Here is an 18,353-nt window from a genome sequence, read left to right as displayed (position 1 = left end):
CCTCCCCGCATCGTGGACCCGGCGCGCTCCCGGTGTCACCGTGCGTCGCCGCGAGGCCGGTCGCGACGCCCCCGATCGGGCGCGCCTCCACTGCACGGTGGGACCGCCGGACGTAGGGTCTGCGGCGTTGCCCCGGATTCCGGCGACGACATCGTTGTCGTACGGAGGCGGGTGAACGTGGTGATCGGTGCCGGAACGGCGGGGGCCGTCGCGACCGGGGTGTCCGAGTCACGGGAGCGGGCGTTGACCACCGCCTTCGTCGGGCTGGCGGACACCCTCGTCGACGACTACGACGTGATCGACCTGCTCGGCCGGCTCGCGGCCCACGGCGTGACGCTGCTGGGCGCCGACGCGGCCGGGATCCTGCTCCTCGACGGCGACGACCGTCTCCGGGTCGCGGCGTCGACGGACGAGCAGACCGGCTGGATGGAGCTGCTCCAGACCGAGGCCGGGGAGGGGCCGTGCGTGGAGTGCGTCCGCTCCGGCGCCCCGGTCAGCATCACCGCTTTCGCCGACGGCGCCGCCCGCTGGCCGCAGTTCGTCGCCGCGCTGGCTCGGGGCGGGACCTACGCCGCGGTCCACGCGCTGCCGCTGCGCCTGCGCGAGCGGACGATCGGTGCGCTGAGCCTGTTCCACCGCGTCCCCGGAGCGCTGCCGGACGCCGACCGGGCCCTGGGGCAGGCCCTGGCCGACATGGCCACGATCGGGATCCTCACCGAGCGGGCCGTGCGCCGAGGGGACGACGTCACCGAGCAGCTCGACGGCACGTTGGCCGACCGCGTGCTGATCGAGCAGGCCAAGGGGGTGCTGGCCCAGCGGGGGGACGTCGGCATGGACACCGCCTTCGACCGCCTGCGCCGGTACGCCCGCGACCACGACCGGCGGCTCGCCGAGATCGCCGGTGAGGTGGTGGAGACCGCTCTGGTCGCCGATGACGTGCTGGCCCGGCCGAAGGTGCCGCGGCGGGACCGATGAGTACCGGATCGCGCCGCCGGGTACCCCCTTTCAAGGCCTCCGGTACACGGGTCGCGACGAACCGACGTCCCCCGGACAGGAGATCTCCCGCCATGACCGTCACCCACACCGTCGTCGCGGTCGATCGACGTCCGGCGGTCACGCGTCGCGAGGTCGCCCTGCACGGGCAGACGACGAGCTTCCTGGAGGCCGGCGCCGAGCACGGGGGGCCGGTCGTCGTCCTGCTGCACGGGCTGGCCAGCAGCGCCGACACCTGGTCCGCGGTCCTGCCCGAGCTGGGCCGGCACGCCCACGTGATCGCCCCGGACCTGCTCGGGCACGGACGGTCGGCTAAGCCGGACAGCGGTGACTACGCCCTCGGTGCCTACGCCGCGCAGGTCCGTGACCTGCTGCTGGTGCTCGGCCTCGACCGCGCCACGGTCGTCGGGCACTCGTTCGGCGGGGGCGTGGTGATGCAGTACGCCTACCAGTTCCCGGAGATGGTCGAGCGGGTCGTGCTGGTCTCCAGCGGCGGGCTCGGCCCCGGGGTCACCCCCGCGCTGCGCGCCGCGACCCTGCCCGGCGCCGCCACCGCCCTGCGGGTCGCCGCCGCGCTCACGCCGCACTGGATGGCCCGGGCGACCTACCGGCTGGCCCGTCTCGGACCCGCGCTGATCCCGGGGATGTCCGGCGGCGACGTCGACGGGCTGGCCGCCGCGTTCGGCTCGTTCGCCGACCGCGGCGCCCGCGTCGCGTTCGTGCAGACCGTCCGGGGCGCGCTCGACGGGGCCGGACAACGCCTGGAGGGCACGGGCCGGTTCTACCTGCTCGGCGGCGTCCCGGTCCTGCTCGTGGTCGGCACCGCCGACCCGGTCATCCCGGTGGGGCACACCCGCGCCGCCCACGCGCTGATCCCGGGCAGCCGCCTCGAGGTCTTCGACGGCGCCGGGCACTTCCCGCACGCCGACGACCCGGGCCGCTTCGCGGCCCTCGTCACGGACTTCCTCCGCACCAGCGATCCCGCCCACGCGGGACGGGAGTGGCTCCGCCGCCGTCTGCAGGCCGGGAGCAGCGGCCCCACCACCTCCGGCCGCGCCGGCTGACCGGGCGCCCGGTATCACCGTGGGCCCGTCGATCCGGTCGGACGGCGGCGGTCGTGCTCCGGCGTGAGGGTGCACACGGCCTCTTCCGCCGATCGACCCGTTCGCTATCGTAGGCCCATGTCATCAGGAAGTGACGGGTCGGGGGCGACGGCGGACCTGGCGTTCGACGCCCTGGCCGACCCGGTGCGGCGCGAGATCCTCGCCGTCCTCGCCGAGGAGGACGAGTGCTCCGCCGGTGCTCTCGCCGAGCGCATCACCAGTGTCGGCCGTACCGCCGTGTCGATGCACCTGCGCGTGCTGCGCGTCGCGGGGTTGGTCGTCGAGCGGCGCGACGGTAGATTCCGGCACTACTCGGTGAACCCGGCCGGTCCGGCGAGCGAGGTGATGACCCTGCTGCAGGAACTGTTCCAGAGCTCGCTGCGCGGGGTCCGGGCGGCCGTCGAGGAGGAGCCCGGCGCCGCGGACGTCGCGGAGTCCGGATGAGCACGTCCCGGGTGCGGTAGCCGTGGGCGTCGTCGCCGTCACCGCCGAGGAGTTCGCGGCCGTCCCGCCCGAGGTCGTGTTCGACCGGTTCGGCAGGGGCTCCGGGGCCGGGTGGCTCTTCGACGCCGACTGCGACCGTCTCGCCGTGGGCGCCGTCGTGACGCTGCGCGCCCCGCTCGGTGGCACCGCGCCGGTCGACATCCACGGGCGGATCAGCGACGTGCGCCGCCCGCACTCGCTCACCGTCACCCACGCCCAGCCGTGGCGCGGGCGCATCCGGCTGCGGTTCACCGCGGCCCCCGGCGGGACCCGGATCCGGCTGCACTCCGAGATCGACGAGCGCGGGCTGGAGTGGCTCATGCGCCGTCAGGGTCTCCCGGTGCGCGCGGGCGCCGCGGGCGGCAACCGGCTGGGCCTGCTGACCAGCAAGTCCGGTCCCGGGAGCCTGTTCGCGGCGGCGACCGAGAACGTCGCGTCGCTGGCCCTGGAGGAGATCAACGGCGACGGCGGGATCGGCGGCCGCCCGGTCGACCTGCTGGTCGCCGACGACGCGACCGACGCCGCCACCGGGGTCCTCGAGGCACGACGGCTGGTGCGGTCGGGCTGCCGCACGATCATCGTGATGACGACGTCGGCGACGTTCGAGGCGGTCTCGGCGTCCCTGGCCGACAGCGGCGTGCTGCTCGTCGAGCCGCATATGAACGAGGGCGGGCGCGAGGAACGGCTCCGGATCCGGCTCGGCGAGCGGCCCGCCGCACAGCTGGCCGCGGCCGCCGCGCCGCTGATGCGCTCGGCCGGCGGACGGCGCTGGTTCCTCGCCGGCAACGACTACGTCTGGCCGCGGGCGGTCAACGCCGCGGCCCGCGCGGTGCTCCCGGCCCACGGCGCGACGCTGGTCGGTGAACGCTACGCACCGCTCGGGACGCAGGACTTCACGCCGCTGGTCGAGGCCGTCGCGGCGTCCGGGGCCGACGTCGTGCTGAACACGTTCGTCGGGGCCGACGGCGCGGCCTTCGAGCGGCAGTGCCACGCGATGGGCCTGCGCGAGACGGCGCTGAGCCTCGGGCCGGCGATGGACGAGTCCACCCTCGAACGGGTCGGCGCGGCGGCGGCACCGGGCATCCACGGCGTCTCCGGGTACTTCCAGGGTCTCGGGACCGAGCGCAACGACTCGCTCGTGACGCGCTACCGCGAGGCGTTCGGCCCGTGGGCGCCACCGTTGTCGACGCTGTCGGAGTCGGTGTTCGAGGCGATCCACATGTGGTCCGGAGCCGCGCGCCGAGCCCGGTCCACCGACCCGCTGCGGGTGGCCGACGAGATGCGCGTCGGGCGCTTCGAGCTCCCGCGCGGGACGGTCACCCTCGACGGGTCCGACCTCGTGCAGCAGCGGCTCTACCTGGCCGAGGCGCACGGGGCGATGTTCGACCGTGTGTATCCGGTTGGTGCGGCCGGGTAAACATCATGTCAACGCGTCAGGGATCATTGACGTGACGTGGGCCTCCTTCTAGGTTCTCGGGTGACCTTCCATCCGAGGAGTGCACGTGGCGATACCCCCACCGGACGCCGCCGCCCTGGCGGCGCTGAACAGACATTTCGGGTTCGGTCTCTCCGACGCCGAGCTCTCCGAGATCGGCCCCGCGGTGGCCTCGACGTTCGCCGCGTCGGAGCGGGTCGAGGAGCTCTACAACGCCACCGCGCCGGACGCCCCGGACCGGGCGTGGGCCGAGCCGACCGACAACCCGCTGGGCGCCTGGTATGTGACGACGTCGATCCCCGGCGCCGCGCAGGGCCCGCTGGCCGGCAAGACCGTGGCGATCAAGGACAACGTCAGCGTCGCCGGCGTGCCGATGACGAACGGCTCGGCCACGGTGGAGGGCTTCGTCCCGCGCCGCGACGCCACCGTCGTCACCCGGCTGCTCGAGGCCGGCGCGACGATCACCGGCAAGTCGATGTGCGAGGACCTCTGCTTCTCCGGCGGGAGCTTCACCTCGAAGCCGTGGCCGGTGCGCAACCCCTGGGACCCGACGCGCAACTCCGGCGGCTCGTCCTCCGGCAGTGCCGCCCTCGTCGTCACCGGGGAGGTGGACCTCGCGCTCGGCGGTGACCAGGGCGGGTCGGTCCGCATCCCGTCGTCGTTCTCCGGCGGCGTCGGCCACAAGCCGACGCACGGCCTGGTGCCCTACACCGGCGCGTTCCCGATCGAGCAGACGATCGACCACCTCGGTCCGATGACCCGCACCGTCGCCGACGCGGCGCTCATGCTCGGCGTGCTGGCCGGGGTCGACGGTCTGGACCCCCGCCAACCGACCACCGTGGACGCGATCGACTACACGGCCGCGCTCGGTCAGGGGGTCGAGGGCCTGCGGATCGGCGTGCTCACCGAGGGCTTCGGCCGGCCGGAGAGCGACGCGGGCGTCGACGCGTCCGTCCGGGCCGCGGTGGACGCGCTGCGCGGGGCGGGCGCGGTCGTCGAGGAGGTGTCGATCCCCTGGCACACCGACGGGATGGCGGTCTGGAACGTGATCGCCACCGAGGGCGCGGCGTTCCAGATGATCGCCGGCAACGCCTACGGCATGAACTCCCAGGGCCTCTACGACCCCGAGCTGATGGAGCACTACGGGGCCCAGCGCATCACCCGGGGCTCCGAGCTGTCCAAGACGGTCAAGCTGGTCGGACTCTCCGGCGGCTACACGTTCAAGGCGGGCGGTGGGAAGTGGTACGCCATGGCCCGCAACCTCGCGTTCGAGCTGAAGGCGGCCTACGACGCGGCGTTCTCGTCCTACGACCTCCTGGCGCTGCCGACCCTGCCGTTCACGGCGCAGCCGCTGCTGGGCTACGACGCCCCGCTCGGCGACTACCTGACGACGGCGCTGTCGATGATCGGCAACTGCGCACCGTTCGACGTCACCGGGCACCCGGCCTGCACCGTGCCGGCCGAGCTGGTGGACGGCCTGCCGTGCGGGCTGATGCTCGTCGGCCGGAGCTTCGACGACGCCACCGTGCTGCGCGCCGCGCACGCCTACGAGCAGGCGGTGGGCGGGTTCCCGGCCCCGCCCGCCTCGATCCCGGCGGCCGCCGGGCAGAGAAACAGCTGACGACCACTTCCAGGAGGACCACCGTGGTGAACGGCATTCACGACCTCGGCGGACGGGACGGCCTCGGCGCCGTCGCGCCCCCGGAGCACGAACCGGTGTGGAAGGCGGAGTGGGAGAAGCACGCCCACACGTTCTTCCCGCTGGCCTTCAAGGCCGGCTTCTTCGGGGTCGACTCGTTCCGGTACGGCATGGAGCTGATCCCGCCGGTCGAGTACCTGACCTCGCCCTACTACGAGCACTGGCTGGAGTCGGTGACCTTCCACGGGATCCGGACCGGGCACTGGGACCAGGCCGAGGTCGACAAGCGGGCGCAGTACTACCTGGAGAACCCGGACGCGCCGCTGCCGGAGGACCAGGACCCCGACGGTGAGCTCGTCGCGTTCATCGACGCCGTCATCCCGGCGGGGGCGAACGCCTCCCGCGACACCGGCAAGACCGCGAGGTTCGCCGTCGGCGACCGGGTCACCGTCGTCGCCGACTCCCCGCGCGGTCACACCCGCCGGGCGACGTACGTGCGCGGGAAGACGGGCGTCATCGTGCTCGCCCACGGCGAGATGATCTACCCCGATGCCGCGGGCAACTTCGGGGGCGAGGACCCCGAGCACGTCTACACCGTGCAGTTCACCAACACCGAGCTCTGGGGCGCCGAGACGGCCGAGCCCAACGGGACGGTCACGTTCGACGTCTGGGAGCCCTACATCGTCCCGGCCGGTTCCTGAGTTCCGTCCACGTCCTGAATCGCGGAGAACAACCATGACCACGACGAACACCCCGACCCACCAGGAACAGATCGCGGCCCGGGTCAAGGCGATCGAGTCGCTGATGATCGAGAAGGGCCTGATGACGACCGCGGCGGTCGACCGGCTCGCCGAGATCTACGAGAACGAGGTCGGCCCGCAGCTCGGCGCCAAGGTCGTCGCCAAGGCCTGGAGCGACCCCGACTTCAAGAAGCGCCTGCTGGAGAACGCCTCGACCGCCTGCGCCGAGCTGGGCATCGGCGGCCTGCAGGGCGAGGAGATGGTCGCCGTCGAGAACACCGACGAGGTCCACCACGCCATCGTCTGCACGCTGTGCTCCTGCTACCCGTGGCCGGTGCTGGGCCTGCCGCCGAACTGGTACAAGGAGCCCGCCTACCGCGCCCGGATGGTGCGCGAGCCCCGCAAGGTGCTGTCCGAGGAGTTCGGGCTCGACGTGCCGGAGTCGGTCGAGGTCCGTGTCTGGGACACCAGCTCGGAGCTGCGCTACTGGGTGCTGCCGCAGCGTCCGGCCGGGACCGACGGCTTCAGCGAGGAGCAGCTCGCCGAGCTGGTCACCCGCGAGTCGATGATCGGCGTCGGCCGGCCGAAGCAGCCCGCCTGATGGGGGGCGACCACGGACACGGGCACGGTCATCTCCCGTTCGCCGACGGCGAGCCCTACGAGGACCTCGACGCCACCGAGGTATCCGAGGGCCGGGAGGGCTACCGGCAGGACGCCACCGAGATCGGCGACGCCCGTCGCCGGGTGGAGAAGCTGCTCTGCGACCTGCCGCAGGCGGACAAGGGCTTCGACGAGCCGTGGGAGCTGCGCGCGTTCGCGCTCGCGGTGGCCGCCTACAACGAGGGCCACTACGGGTGGAGCGAGTTCCAGCTCTCCCTGATCGACTCGATCAAGCAGTGGGAGGACGGCAAGGGCGGCGAGCCCTGGAACTACTACGAGCACTGGGTCCAGGCGCTGGAGACCGTCCTCGCCTCCAGCGGGGCGCTGTCGGACTCGATCGCGCTCGAGAACCGCACGGGCGAGGTGCTCGCCACCCCGCGCAACGCCGACCACCACCGTCCACGCCGGGAGCCGGTCGCGGTCTCGCCCGCGACGCGGTGACGCTCCACGACCGGCGGCGCCCGTCCCCGACGACCGGGGGCGGGCGCCGCCGTCGTGCGTCCGGACACGCGCCGGAGCTCGCCGAGCGGGGCGTCACGGTTGTCCCTGCTCGATCGACAGACCCTGACGCCCCGCTCGGCGCGCCCGACGGTCGTGCGGGCGTGCAAGCACCCGTGCCGCGCCGGGTCTGGTAGCAATGCGCCCGTGGCCGCCTTCCATCCCGACCTCGCCCTCGGGCGCTTCCTCCCGCCGATCAGCGTCGGACCGCGTCTGAGCGAGCTCGCGCGACGCCTCAAGACCCGGCCGGTCGCTCCGCCCCCGGGCGTGACCGTGCAGGAGCTCGTCGTCCCCGGCCCGCCGGACGCGCCGCCCGTCTCGCTGCGGGTGTTCCGGCCCGCCGGTGCGACCGACGCGGTGCCGGCGCTGCTGTGGATCCACGGCGGCGGTCTCGTCCTCGGCTCCCCGGAGCAGGACGACCAGAAGAACATCGACCTGGTGCGCGACCTCGGCATCGTCGTGGCCGCCGTGCGGTACCGGCTCGCGCCGGCCGACCCCGCTCCGGCGGCGGTGGAGGACGTCTACGCGGGCCTGCGCGGTCTCGTCGCGCGCGCCGGTGAGCTGGGCGTCGACCCCGGCCGGATCGCCGTCGGCGGCGCCAGCGCCGGGGGAGGGCTGGCCGCCGCCGTGTCGCTGCTCGCCCACGACCGGGGTGAGGTCCGGCCGGTGTTCCAGCTGCTCGTCTACCCGATGCTCGACGACCGCACGGTCACCCGCCCCGACCTCGACACGCTCACCGTCCGCATATGGACGGCCAGGAGCAACCGCTTCGGCTGGACGTCCTACCTGGGCCGCGAGCCCGGCGGGCCGGGTGTCTCGCCGTACTCGGCACCCGCCCGGCGCGAGGACCTCACCGGCCTGCCGCCGGCGTGGATCGGGGTCGGGACCCTCGACCTGTTCCACGACGAGGACGTCGCCTACGCCCGACGGCTGGAGGCCGCCGGGGTGCCGTGCGAGCTGGAGATCGTCCCCGGCGCGTTCCACGGTTTCGACGCTCTGTTCTCGAAGGCCGAGGTCTCCCTGCGCTTCGGCCTGGACCAGACCCACGCTCTGCGCAAGGCCCTGTTCGCCTGAGGGTCGTGCGCGGAAATCGTCGCCCCGGCGACGATTTCCGCTCACGGGTCGGGGTGGCCGGCGAGGCGGGGGCGGTAGCGTCGCCGGGATGCAGCCCGACGTCACGACGGCCCCGGCCGGGACGACGGGGGCCGTCCTGACCGACGGCGTCGCGAGGGGCGACCGGTTCGTCGCGTTCCTCGGCGCGCCCGGAGAGCCGTCCGGGCCGGGATGGGTGGCGGCGACGGATCTGTTCGGCCCGGGCCTGCCCGCGGCGCTCGACGTGGTCGCGTCGGCGCGGGGGACCGGGAGCCGGGCGGTCGCCGGGTCGTTGCTGCTCGAGCAGTACGCCCACCGGGTCGTCGCGCCCGTCCTCGCGGCGTGGTTCGAGGAGGGCCGGGTCGTCGACGCCCGGCTCGGCTCGGTGCGGATCGAGCAGGTCGGTGCCGGGTTCGCGCGGGTGGTGTTCAGCGGTCCGGTGAGCACGACCGGGACCCGGCGCGCGGTGGGTGACGGGCTCGTCGCGGGGAACCTGGAGCCCGCGGCGCAGGCCGTGCACGAGCACACCCGGGCCGGAATGCGGGTGCTGCGCGGTGTCGTCGCGAACGCGGTGGCGACGTCGTTACTGCACCTGTCCTGGCCCTGCGACGACGGTGCCCGGTACGTGCCGGTGCTGCGGGCGTTCCTCGCCGAGAACCCGGTGCTCGACGGACTGGTCGGCATCGAGGCGATCGAGGAGGCCGGTCGCACGTGGATGTACACCGACCGTCGCACCTGCTGCCTGGCGTTCCGCACCGAGGTCGCCCGCTCCCGCGAGGTTCCGTACTGCGCGACCTGCCCGGTGGTGCCGGACGCCGACAGCCGCGCCCTGTTCCGCGGCGCCGCCCGCGACTACCTGAAGCGCCACCCGCACCTGCGTCCCCGGGCCTGACCTCAGGCGGTGGCGCGCGTTGCCCGTCGCCACGCGTCCGCGGGCGCAGCCGCTTCGCGACGCCGGGCGCGCGTGCGGTGGCTCCGGCCTCTCAGCGCGGTGCGTGAGCCGCGCCGGTTCCGTGCTCCCGCTCCATCCGCCGTGCGACGTCCGCGCGCAGGGCCTTCTTGTCGATCTTGCCGACCGTCGTGGACGCCAGCTCGTCGACGAGCTCGAGGCGCTCGGGCAGGGTGAAGCGGGCGACGCCGACGGTCTCCATGTGCGCGCGGATCTCGTCGAGGGTGACCGTCGACCCGGGCTGCGCGACGACGTAGACGCACACCCGCTCGCCCAGTGCCGGGTCCGGCATCGCGACGGCCGCGACCTGCCGCACCGCGGGCAGCCGGTAGACCAGGTTCTCGACCTCCTCCGCCGAGATCTTCTCCCCGCCACGGTTGATCATGTCCTTGTCCCGGCCCTCGACCACGAGGTTCCCGCCCGGGGTGCGCCGGCAGACGTCGCCGCTGCGGTACCAGCCGTCGGGGGTGAACGCGCGCGCGTTCTGCTCGGGGGCGCGGTAGTAGCCGCGCGGGGTGTAGGGCCCGCGGGTGAGCAGGGAGCCGGGTTCGCCGTCGGGCACGTCGCGGTCGTCGCCGTCGACGAGACGGACCTCGTCGTGCGGGCTCAGCGGGCGGCCCTGCGTGGTGCAGACGACGTCGTCGGGGTCGTCGAGACGGGTGCAGCACAGCAGGCCCTCGGCCATCCCGAACACCTGCTGCAGGCGGGCACCGAGCACGGGGGAGACCCGGCGGGCCAGCTCGTCGGGGATCCGGGCGCCGCCGACCTGCAGCACGCGCAGCGGTGCCGGCGGCCCGGCCCCGACGGCGTGCTCCAGCCAGCGCGCGGCCACCGCCGGGACCGCCGCGGCGTGCGTGACGCCGTGCTCGGCGATCGCGGCGAAGGCGGCGCGGGGCTCGGGGGTGGGCAGCGTGACGACCCGGCCCCCGGCCAGCAGCACGCCGAGCAGCCCGGGGCAGGCGAGCGCGAAGTTGTGGGCCAGCGGCAGGCTGGCCAGGTAGACCGCGTCGTCGCCGACGCCGGCGGCCCCGGCGCTGAGGACGGCGTTGTAGGCGTAGTCGTCGTGCGTGCGGGCGATCAGCTTCGGCGACCCGGTGGTGCCGCCGGAGAGCAGGAACAGCGCGACGTCGCGGGGCCCCGGCGCGGTGGCGTCGAGCCGGGCCCGGTCGGCGACCGGGTCGTCGCCGGGGGCGCAGAGCGTCCGCAGGTCCATATCGGCCGGGTCCGCCCCGGGGCCGTCGACGAGCACCTGCCACCGCTCGCCGGTCGCGTTCCGCACGTTCTCGGTCAGCTCGTGGGCCAGCCCGCGGTGGTCGAAACCGTTCAGCGTGTCCGGCACGGCGATCGCCGACGCCTCGGACAGCACGGACAGGTGGGTCAGCTCGCGGCGGCGGTGCGCGGGCAACGCCATCACCGGCACGATCCCGGCGCGCAGGCAGGCCAGGGTGAGGATCACGAACGCGGAGCCGTTGGCCAGTTGCACGACGATCCGGTCGCCGGCGGACAGGCCCCGGTCCAGCAGGCGCACGGCGGTGGCGTCGACGCGCTCGGCCAGCTCGCGGTGGGTCAGGGCGAGACCCGTGGCCGCGTCGGCGAGCGCCGGCGCGTCCGGGGCGCGGTCGGACGCGGCGCGCAGCAGGTGCCCGAGCGGGACACCGGCCCAGTACCCCTCGGCGACGTAGCGGGCGGCGTCGGGCTCGGGCCACGGGGTGGTGTGCTCCCCGATCGGACGGGGCATCGGCGACCTCCGCGGGTGACGACGTCCGGTGCGCGCGAGCCGTCTCCGGCTCCTGATCCACTTTCGAGTACAGCACGCCGGTCCCGACGGTCACCGAGGCCCCTTCCCCGGCGCCGCAGCCCCACGCGACGAGTCGTCGACGCGCCCACCACCCGGGGACCGCGGCTACGGGAGAGCGGGACGGCCCACCAGGTCGGCCCGTCCGGAGAGGACCGTCGTCACCGCGCGGTCGTGATCGGCTCCGGGATCGACGAGCAGGGCCGGGACCCGATCGACCATCCGCGCCCGCTCGCACAGCAGCGTCCGGGTCAGCGACGTCCCGCCGTGCACCGCCACGAGGACGGGGCCACCGGCGGCGAGGCCGGTGAGCGTCCGGTACGCGTCCGGTAGACCGTCCTCGGTGGACGGCGCCTCCAGCCGGGCGGCCCACACGCCGTCGTCATCGGGGGTGTCGGACAGCGCCAGCGTGGGGGAGCGGACGGCGCCGGGGAGCCCGTCCTGGTCGAACCCGATCTCGACGAGACGCCCGGGCGCGCTCCACCCCCGATGCTCGAACGGCGTGTCCAGGGGCTCGGCCCCGTGCTCGCCCGCCCAGGCGGTGTGCGCGGCGTCGACGAAGTCCGGAGCCCGGCGCGCGAGGCGGGAGTCGGTGATGCTGCGGGTCAGGAAGTGGTAGCCGAACCGCCACGGCGCGAGCTCGTCGTGGTAGCGCCCGAAGTGCTCCCACCAGGCCAGGCTCGGCCGGGCGGCGTCCTGGACGCGGCGTACCGGCGGCTCGGCGGCGTCCTGGTAGGCGGCCAGTGCCGCCGGGACGTCACCGGGGTGGGCGGTCAGGGCCGCGGTGAGCGCGACGGCGTCCTCCATCGCCGTCTTCGTGCCGGAGCCGACGGAGAAGTGCGCCGTGTGCACGGCGTCGCCGAGCAGCGCGACGGGCGGGCGCCCGTCCCGCAGCGCGTACCAGGTCGCGGTACGACGGGTCCGGAAGCTGCCCCACCGGGAGTTGTTGGCGCGCAGCGCGCGGCCGTCGATCTGGTCGGCGAACAGCTCCTGCAGGTACTTCTGCGACGCCGCGTCGCTCGTACCCGGCGGCGCGGTGACGTCGAAGGAGTCCAGGCCGGCGCGGCGCCACGACGCCTCGTCGGTCTCCACGATGAACGTCGAGAGCCCGTCGGCGATCGGGTAGCCGTGCACCGCGAACACGCCGTGCTCGCTGCGCTCGTGCACGAACGTCAGCCCGTCGAAGAGGTACTCGGCGCCGAACCAGATGAACTTGGCGCTCGCCGTCGTCACCCCGGTGCCCAGGTCGGTACCGGAGGCGACGAGCTGCTCGCGGACCACCGACCCGGCCCCGTCCGCCGCGACGACGAGGTCGTATCCGCCGAGGTCGTCGAGACCGGCCTCGATGGAGAACCGGAGATCCGCACCGACCGAGCGCGCCCGCTCCTGCATCAGTGCCAGCAGGGTGTGCCGCGAGATCGCGGCCATCCCGTTGCCGCCGCAGCGGATCCGCTCGCCCTTGAGCCGCACCTCGATGACGTCCCAGTGCCGGCCGTGACCCTCGAGCGCCTCGCGCACCACCGGGTCCGCGTCGTAGAGCCCGGCCAGCGCCGCGTCGGAGAAGACCACCCCGAAGCCGAACGTGTCGTCGGCCCGGTTGCGCTCGAACACGGTGACCGACGACGACGGGTCGGCCCGCCGGAGCAGGGTGGCGAGGAACAGCCCACCCGGCCCGGCGCCGACGACGGCGACCCTCACGCGGGTGCGGCCTCCGTGCGGGTGCCGGCCGGGACGGCCGCGGACGCCCGCGGGATCAGCGCGATCAGCAGCGCCCCGGCGAGGGCCGGGACCGCGAAGCCGTAGAAGTTCCACTCGAAGCCGATCCCGGACGCGGCCACCCAGCCACCGAACAGCGGACCGACGACGGCGCCCGCGCGGCCGACCCCCAGCGCCCAGCCCAGGGCGGCGCCCCGCACCGCGGACGGGTAGTGCACCGCGACGTAGCCGTTGACCAGGATCTGGGTGCCGACGCTGCCGAGCCCGGCGACCGCGACGGCCACCAGCAGCAACCCGGTGTCGACGCGCTGGCTGAGCACGACCAGGCAGGCCGTGGCCATCAGGAAGGCTGCGACCGTGACCGGCTTGGGGCCGAACCGGTCGGCCAGCGCGGACGCCACCAGCGCGCCGACGATGGCCCCGACGTTGAGCACGAGCAGGAACGTCAGCGCCGAGCCGAGCGGGTAGCCGGCCTGGCGCATGATCTGCGGCAGCCACGTGTTGAGGCCGTAGACCAGCAGCAGCCCGCAGAAGCTGGCCGCGCCGAACAGCAGGGTGGAGCGGAGCATCGACGGCGCGAACAGCGTCCGCGGACCGGCGTTCGCCGACCCCGCACGTTCGGCCTGCAGCGCGTCGAGGTCGAGGTCGTAGGTGCGGGCGAGCGCGCGGGCCTCGTCGTCACGTCCGCGGGCGAGCAGGTAGCCCACCGACTCCGGGAGGAACCTCCACGCCAGCGGCAGCACGACCAGCAGCGGCGCCGCACCGATCGCCAGCATCGGGCGCCACCCGAAGTCGGCGACCAGGTTCAGTGCGAGCACCGCGGCGAGCACACCGCCGACGGAGTACCCGGCGAACATCACCGCGTTGTAGAGCTGGCGGCGCGAGCGGGGCGCGTACTCGACGGTGAGCGCGATCGCGCTGGGGATGACGCCGCCGAGCCCGAGCCCCGCGACGAACCGGGCGAGGCCGAGCAGGCCCGGGTTCGGCGCCAGCGCGCAGAGCACCATCGCCACCGAGAACCAGGTGATCCCGATCAGCATGATCCGCCGACGCCCCAGCACGTCGGTCAGCGCGCCCGCTCCGAGCGCGCCGATCAGCATGCCGACCAGGGCGTAGCTGCCGATCGCACCGGCCTGGGCGGGGGTCAGCCCGAAGTCGTCGATCAGGCTCGGCAGGATCGAGCCGTAGACGATCAGGTCGTAGCCGTCGAAGACGATCGTCAGGAAACACAGGGCGACGACCACCAGCGGCGATCGTCGTGCGGTGCTGGCTCCGGACACCTGTGACCACGCTCCCTCGGTCCGCTCGACGCCGTCGTGGCGCCGCGGTCCGGTCAAGCTACGACAGTTCGATGACGGTCGTCCAGTTCATGTAATAGATCCGGTACGTCACCCGGCGTCCGGAACCGCCACCGGCATGCTGACCAGCTCGTCGACGCAGGCCTCGGCCGGCTCGCGCAGCAGCCCGTGCGCCTCGGTGAACACCTCGTGCGCCCTCCGCCCGGACCAGCCCTCGGGCAGCAGCTCCGGTGGCAGGTCGGGGTCGCGGAACGGGAACCGGCGGTAGTCGGTGATCAACCGCATCCGCTCGACGAGCGCCTGCGCGCCGTCCGGTTCGCCCGCGCGGTAGGCCGGTAGCCGGGGACGGTAGCGCTCCAGCAGGTCGGCGTAGTCGCGGTCGAGCTCGTCGAGGTCCCAGGCGCGGCTCGCGATGTCGCGATCGGAGGTGGTCCCGGCGGAGCGGGAGCGGAACGTGTCCAGCCGGACGGCCGGCTCGTCGGCGAACGCACCGCGGAGCTGGTCGAGCCGGTCGTGCGGGCTGAGCCAGACCGACGACGTCAGCGGGCCGAAACCGAGCCAGGAGAGCTTCTTGCGCAGCTGCTCGCGCAGGGCACGCTCGGTCTCCGGGACCGAGTAGATGACGGTGTGCCACTGGCCGTCCCAGGGCCCGCTCTCCCGGTGGAAGATCCGCCCGCGGCCCTCGTCGAGCATGTCCCAGGCCGCGGTGCTCAGCGCGTAGACGGTCTCGCGGCCGTCCCGGTGGCTGGTCAGCCAGCCCTCCTTGCGCAGCCGGGTGACCACCACCCGCACGGTCGCCTCGGGCACGTCGAAACACCCCATCAGCGCGACGAGGGACCGCAGGTGGACCTCGCCGCCGCGGTAGCGCAGGTAGTCGCCGAACAGGTCGAACACCAGTGCCCGTGCCTTCACGCGTCCACCTCCGTCTCCGTCGCGGACGTGCCGCTGCTCTCATTGTGTCAGTTCCTGGCCGCCCGTCGTGGGAGTGCAGCAAGATGTGGCGCGCTCGCGCGGTGTGGTGCCGCGCGTCCCTCACGCACTCGCTGATGGTGCCGCACCCGTACCAGTACTTCCTCGAGACCGTCGAGCCGATCGACCCCGCGACGCTCGGGGTGCCGGTGTCCTACGTACTCGGCACCGAGGACGTCGCGCTGCCGCCGGGGGAGTACGGCTGGGACCGGTTCGCCGACCGTCTCGGCGTGACCGCGCAGAGCGCCCCGGGCAGCCACGAGGCCTGCTTCACCCAGCCCGCCGGTCAGGCCGAGGCCCTGCTCAAGGCCTGAGCACCCGGAGACGAGAACGGCGCCGACACCCGGTGGGTGTCGGCGCCGTTCGTCTCCCGGGTCCCGCATGGGCCCGGGCGGTGGATCAGCCCTGCTCCGTGCCGTCCGGCACGGGGTTCTCCTGTGCACCGTCACCCGGTGCCGGGTCCTGGCCGAGCTGGTTCGGCGGGAACCGCAGCGGCGGGACGTCCTGCAGCGGCGGCTGCGGGAGGTTGCCCACCTCCGGCGGGACCGGAGCACCCTGCAGCGGGTTGCCGAGCGGCTCGAGCGGGTCCGGCGGGTCGTACGTCGCCGGCTTCTTCAGGCCACCGGAGTCGGTGCCGTCGAAGGTCTCCGTGCGGTCGCAGCCGGCCAGGGTGACCGCCAGCGGGCCGTCGGTGGCGACCTTCAGCTCGGCGTCGCAGCCGACGCCGGCCCGCTCCGGGTCGACGGTGATCTCACCGACGCCGGCCGAGCGGATGTCCAGCACGTCGTTCGACTCGGCCTCGACCGCGTCACCCGAGTGCCGGAACTCCCGCAGGTACGGGTTGACCGGGGAGAACGTGCCCTCCTCGGCCTTGACCTCGCGGCCGACGGGCGCCACCGCGGGATCGGTCCGGCCCTGGCCCTCGCTGACCACGTCGACCGCGCCGAGCTCGTCGCCACGGCTCTGGATGTCGGAGAGCCAGTAGGCCTTGTCGGCCACCAGACCCGCACCCGGGTCGTCCATCAGCGGGTTGCGGACGAACGTGACGTGCTGCGGGTCGACCTGGCGGGCCTGGTCGCCCAGCCAGTTCGTGGCGATGTCCCACATGCCGTTCTTGCACATCACCAGGTGCTCCGCGCCCAGCCCCACGTGGGAGATGAACTCGAAGTCGTAGTCACCGTCGATGTAGGCCTGGGCCCGCTCGCGGGTGATGTTGTACGGGATGAAGTCGTCGTTGACCCCGGCCCACTCCATCACCGGCTGGTTGCGCCGGCTGGGGAGCATCTCCGAGATCTTCGACCCCGGCTCGTGCTTGGTGACCGTGTCCACCGGCAGCGTGTCGGCGACGCCGTTGACCGCCGGCAGCGACGGGGCGACGTTCAGCCCGTCGCAGATGAAGGACTTGTTGAACACGTCCGGGAACTGCAGCGAGAGCTTGTTCGCGGTGTAGGCGCCCGAGGAGAAGCCGGCCATCGTGGTCTTCTCGGTGTCGAGCGCGTAGTGCCGGCGCGCGTCGGCCATGGCCTCGAACACCACCGCGCCGCCCTCGCCGTAGCCCCAGTTGTCGGCGCCGCGGAAGTCCACGTCGATGATCATCGTGGGGTTGCCCGGCCGGTCGGCGAACTTGCGGTACAGGTCCTTGTCGCCGGCGACGTCGTCACCGGGACGCAGGGCGTAGCCGCCGGTCCAGACCATCGAGGAGTAGCCGTCGGACGGCGCCTCCTGCTCCGGGACGTAGACCATGTAGCGCTGCAGGCGGCCCGGCAGGTCCGGGACGCAGTCGTCGCGGCAGGGGTAGCCGAACGAGATGCTCGGACGCTTGTCGCCGGAGCCCTCGCCGGACCCGGTCGCGATGCCGCCCTGCTGGGTGCCGGTGCCCGGGGGCGGACCGCCCGGGTCGCTCGGCAGCCGCCGGCCCTGTGCCTTCTCGAACTGCGAGGCGAACAGGCGCGTCATGTAGCCGGTGGTGGGGACGCCGGACTCGTCGTCGGTGCCGTCGGCGAGCTTGCCGAAGTCGACGTCGGCGAAGAACGGGCTGACGTCGCCGTCGGCGATCGCCTTCTTCTGGTCGTTGTCCCGGTACGGGGCCTCGAAGGGCTCCCGGAAGCGGAACGCGGTGTCGAAGAACGCCGACGGGGTCGGGTCGCCGATGATCGCGCCACCGGGACGGGTCTCGTCGGCGGTGGCCTGCGGCACCAGGTAGCTGTCGGCGTCGCGGTCCCAGAGGCCCGCGGCCGCGGCGATGCGCTGGTTGCCCTGCGGGTCCCAGGCGGTGTGCGGGACGCGGATCTCCACCTGGCGGCGCTCGACGTCGACGCTGACCTGCGGGCGGTCGGGGAGCGCCCGCCCGTCGGCTGCGTCGGTGATGTCGCCCTCGGTGCCGTGCACGGTGACGAACTGCGAGGCCGGCATCACGGTGTTGGCGCCGTGGGGTGCCTCGCGGGGAGCGTCCGAGTCGCCGAGCGCGAGCGTGAGGCCCAGCAGCTCGGGGTCGGTCATCGTGTTCATCGTGACCCGGAACGCCGTGGCGTCGTCCTCGGGCTTCACGCGGACCTCGACGATGTCCGCGGCGTTGCGACGGTAGGCCGGGTCCTCGGGATAGGTGTAGTTGCGCAGCAGGGTGTCGTTCGGCCAGCGGTACTGGTTGCCGCCACCCTGGTCGTCGTAGTTGCAGCCCTGGTGGACGTACTCACCCGAGCGGTAGGCGCTGGTCATGCAGATCCCGATCGGGTCCGCCTCCCAGATGCCGGTGTTCTGCAGCTGCGGGGCGTCGACGGCCGGGGCCCGCAGCAGGTCCGGTCCCGCGGTGTCGTTCTCGGCGGGGGCGGCGAGTGCGGGACCCGCACCGATCGCCGCGCCGGCCAGGACGCCGGAGACCAGGACCGCGATCCCGATCCTCTTCCGCCAGATCACGTGGAGCTCACCTGTGCACCTCCTCCGACCGGTGGACCGTCCGCGCGCCTCTGCGCGGTGACTCCGGGCA

General features: G+C 73.7%; 16 protein-coding genes. 11 read left to right on the top strand and 5 right to left on the bottom strand.

All coding sequences use genetic code 11. The annotated features are described in order from the left end of the window. Positions 1-243 precede the first annotated feature (243 nt). The 10 genes from EV383_RS23295 (at position 244) to EV383_RS23250 (ending at position 9,535) form a co-directional block, all read left to right on the top strand. On the top strand, positions 244-975 hold the full coding sequence (locus EV383_RS23295) for a GAF and ANTAR domain-containing protein (RefSeq protein ID WP_242623264.1): 732 nt from the start codon (positions 244-246) through the stop codon (positions 973-975). A 92-nt stretch (positions 976-1,067) separates the two neighbouring features. Then, on the top strand, positions 1,068-2,057 hold the full coding sequence (locus tag EV383_RS23290; protein ID WP_130291906.1) for an alpha/beta fold hydrolase: 990 nt from the start codon (positions 1,068-1,070) through the stop codon (positions 2,055-2,057). Positions 2,058-2,174: 117 nt separating this feature from the next. Then, positions 2,175-2,540: an ArsR/SmtB family transcription factor gene (locus tag EV383_RS23285; RefSeq protein ID WP_130291905.1), complete on the top strand. Its 366-nt coding sequence runs from the start codon at positions 2,175-2,177 to the stop codon at positions 2,538-2,540. A 22-nt stretch (positions 2,541-2,562) separates the two neighbouring features. Next, positions 2,563-3,996: an ABC transporter substrate-binding protein gene (locus EV383_RS23280; protein WP_130291904.1), complete on the top strand. Its 1,434-nt coding sequence runs from the start codon at positions 2,563-2,565 to the stop codon at positions 3,994-3,996. An 85-nt stretch (positions 3,997-4,081) separates the two neighbouring features. After that, positions 4,082-5,635: an amidase gene (locus tag EV383_RS23275; RefSeq protein WP_130291903.1), complete on the top strand. Its 1,554-nt coding sequence runs from the start codon at positions 4,082-4,084 to the stop codon at positions 5,633-5,635. Positions 5,636-5,658: 23 nt separating this feature from the next. Beyond that, entirely contained in the window at positions 5,659-6,354 is a 696-nt protein-coding gene (nthB, locus tag EV383_RS23270; protein ID WP_242623263.1) for a nitrile hydratase subunit beta, read from the top strand. A gap of 34 nt (positions 6,355-6,388) precedes the next feature. Continuing rightward, the gene (nthA, locus tag EV383_RS23265; protein WP_130291902.1) at positions 6,389-6,994 is read left to right on the top strand and encodes a nitrile hydratase subunit alpha; all 606 of its coding nucleotides are present in this window, start codon (positions 6,389-6,391) and stop codon (positions 6,992-6,994) included. Next, positions 6,994-7,494, top strand: a complete 501-nt coding sequence (locus tag EV383_RS23260; RefSeq protein WP_130291901.1) for a nitrile hydratase accessory protein — start codon at positions 6,994-6,996, stop codon at positions 7,492-7,494. The genes nthA and EV383_RS23260 overlap by 1 nt, the downstream gene beginning before the upstream one ends. Before the next feature lie 204 nt (positions 7,495-7,698). Continuing rightward, positions 7,699-8,625: an alpha/beta hydrolase gene (locus tag EV383_RS23255; RefSeq protein WP_130291900.1), complete on the top strand. Its 927-nt coding sequence runs from the start codon at positions 7,699-7,701 to the stop codon at positions 8,623-8,625. A gap of 88 nt (positions 8,626-8,713) precedes the next feature. Then, complete coding sequence (locus EV383_RS23250) at positions 8,714-9,535, top strand: (2Fe-2S)-binding protein (protein WP_130291899.1); 822 nt, start codon at positions 8,714-8,716, stop codon at positions 9,533-9,535. A 91-nt stretch (positions 9,536-9,626) separates the two neighbouring features. Here EV383_RS23250 and EV383_RS23245 read toward each other — a convergent pair whose 3' ends face one another. The 4 genes from EV383_RS23245 to EV383_RS23230 all read right to left on the bottom strand — a co-directional run bounded on the left by EV383_RS23245 (position 9,627) and on the right by EV383_RS23230 (position 15,313). Continuing rightward, positions 9,627-11,330, bottom strand: coding sequence for a (2,3-dihydroxybenzoyl)adenylate synthase (locus EV383_RS23245; RefSeq protein ID WP_130291898.1), 1,704 nt, complete (start codon positions 11,328-11,330; stop codon positions 9,627-9,629). 165 nt (positions 11,331-11,495) lie between these two features. Beyond that, entirely contained in the window at positions 11,496-13,085 is a 1,590-nt protein-coding gene (locus EV383_RS23240) for an FAD-dependent monooxygenase (RefSeq protein WP_130291897.1), read from the bottom strand. Beyond that, positions 13,082-14,383, bottom strand: a complete 1,302-nt coding sequence (locus EV383_RS23235) for an MFS transporter (RefSeq protein WP_130294885.1) — start codon at positions 14,381-14,383, stop codon at positions 13,082-13,084. Before EV383_RS23235 ends, EV383_RS23240 begins: the two co-directional genes overlap by 4 nt. A gap of 108 nt (positions 14,384-14,491) precedes the next feature. Then, positions 14,492-15,313 (bottom strand): PaaX family transcriptional regulator, encoded by an 822-nt coding sequence (locus EV383_RS23230; protein ID WP_130291896.1) that lies wholly within the window; start codon positions 15,311-15,313, stop codon positions 14,492-14,494. An 83-nt stretch (positions 15,314-15,396) separates the two neighbouring features. Between EV383_RS23230 and EV383_RS23225 the strand changes: the two genes are divergently transcribed. Further along, entirely contained in the window at positions 15,397-15,684 is a 288-nt protein-coding gene (locus EV383_RS23225) for a hypothetical protein (RefSeq protein WP_130291895.1), read from the top strand. Positions 15,685-15,769: 85 nt separating this feature from the next. Here the strand turns inward: EV383_RS23225 and EV383_RS23220 are convergent, their stop codons facing one another. Then, positions 15,770-18,283: a DOMON domain-containing protein gene (locus tag EV383_RS23220; RefSeq protein WP_130291894.1), complete on the bottom strand. Its 2,514-nt coding sequence runs from the start codon at positions 18,281-18,283 to the stop codon at positions 15,770-15,772. Positions 18,284-18,353: the final 70 nt, after the last annotated feature.

Origin of the sequence: Pseudonocardia sediminis (assembly GCF_004217185.1) — a bacterium.
Lineage (GTDB): Bacteria > Actinomycetota > Actinomycetes > Mycobacteriales > Pseudonocardiaceae > Pseudonocardia > Pseudonocardia sediminis.
Note: the sequence above shows the minus strand (reverse complement) of the source record. Positions and strands in the feature narration are given on the sequence as shown.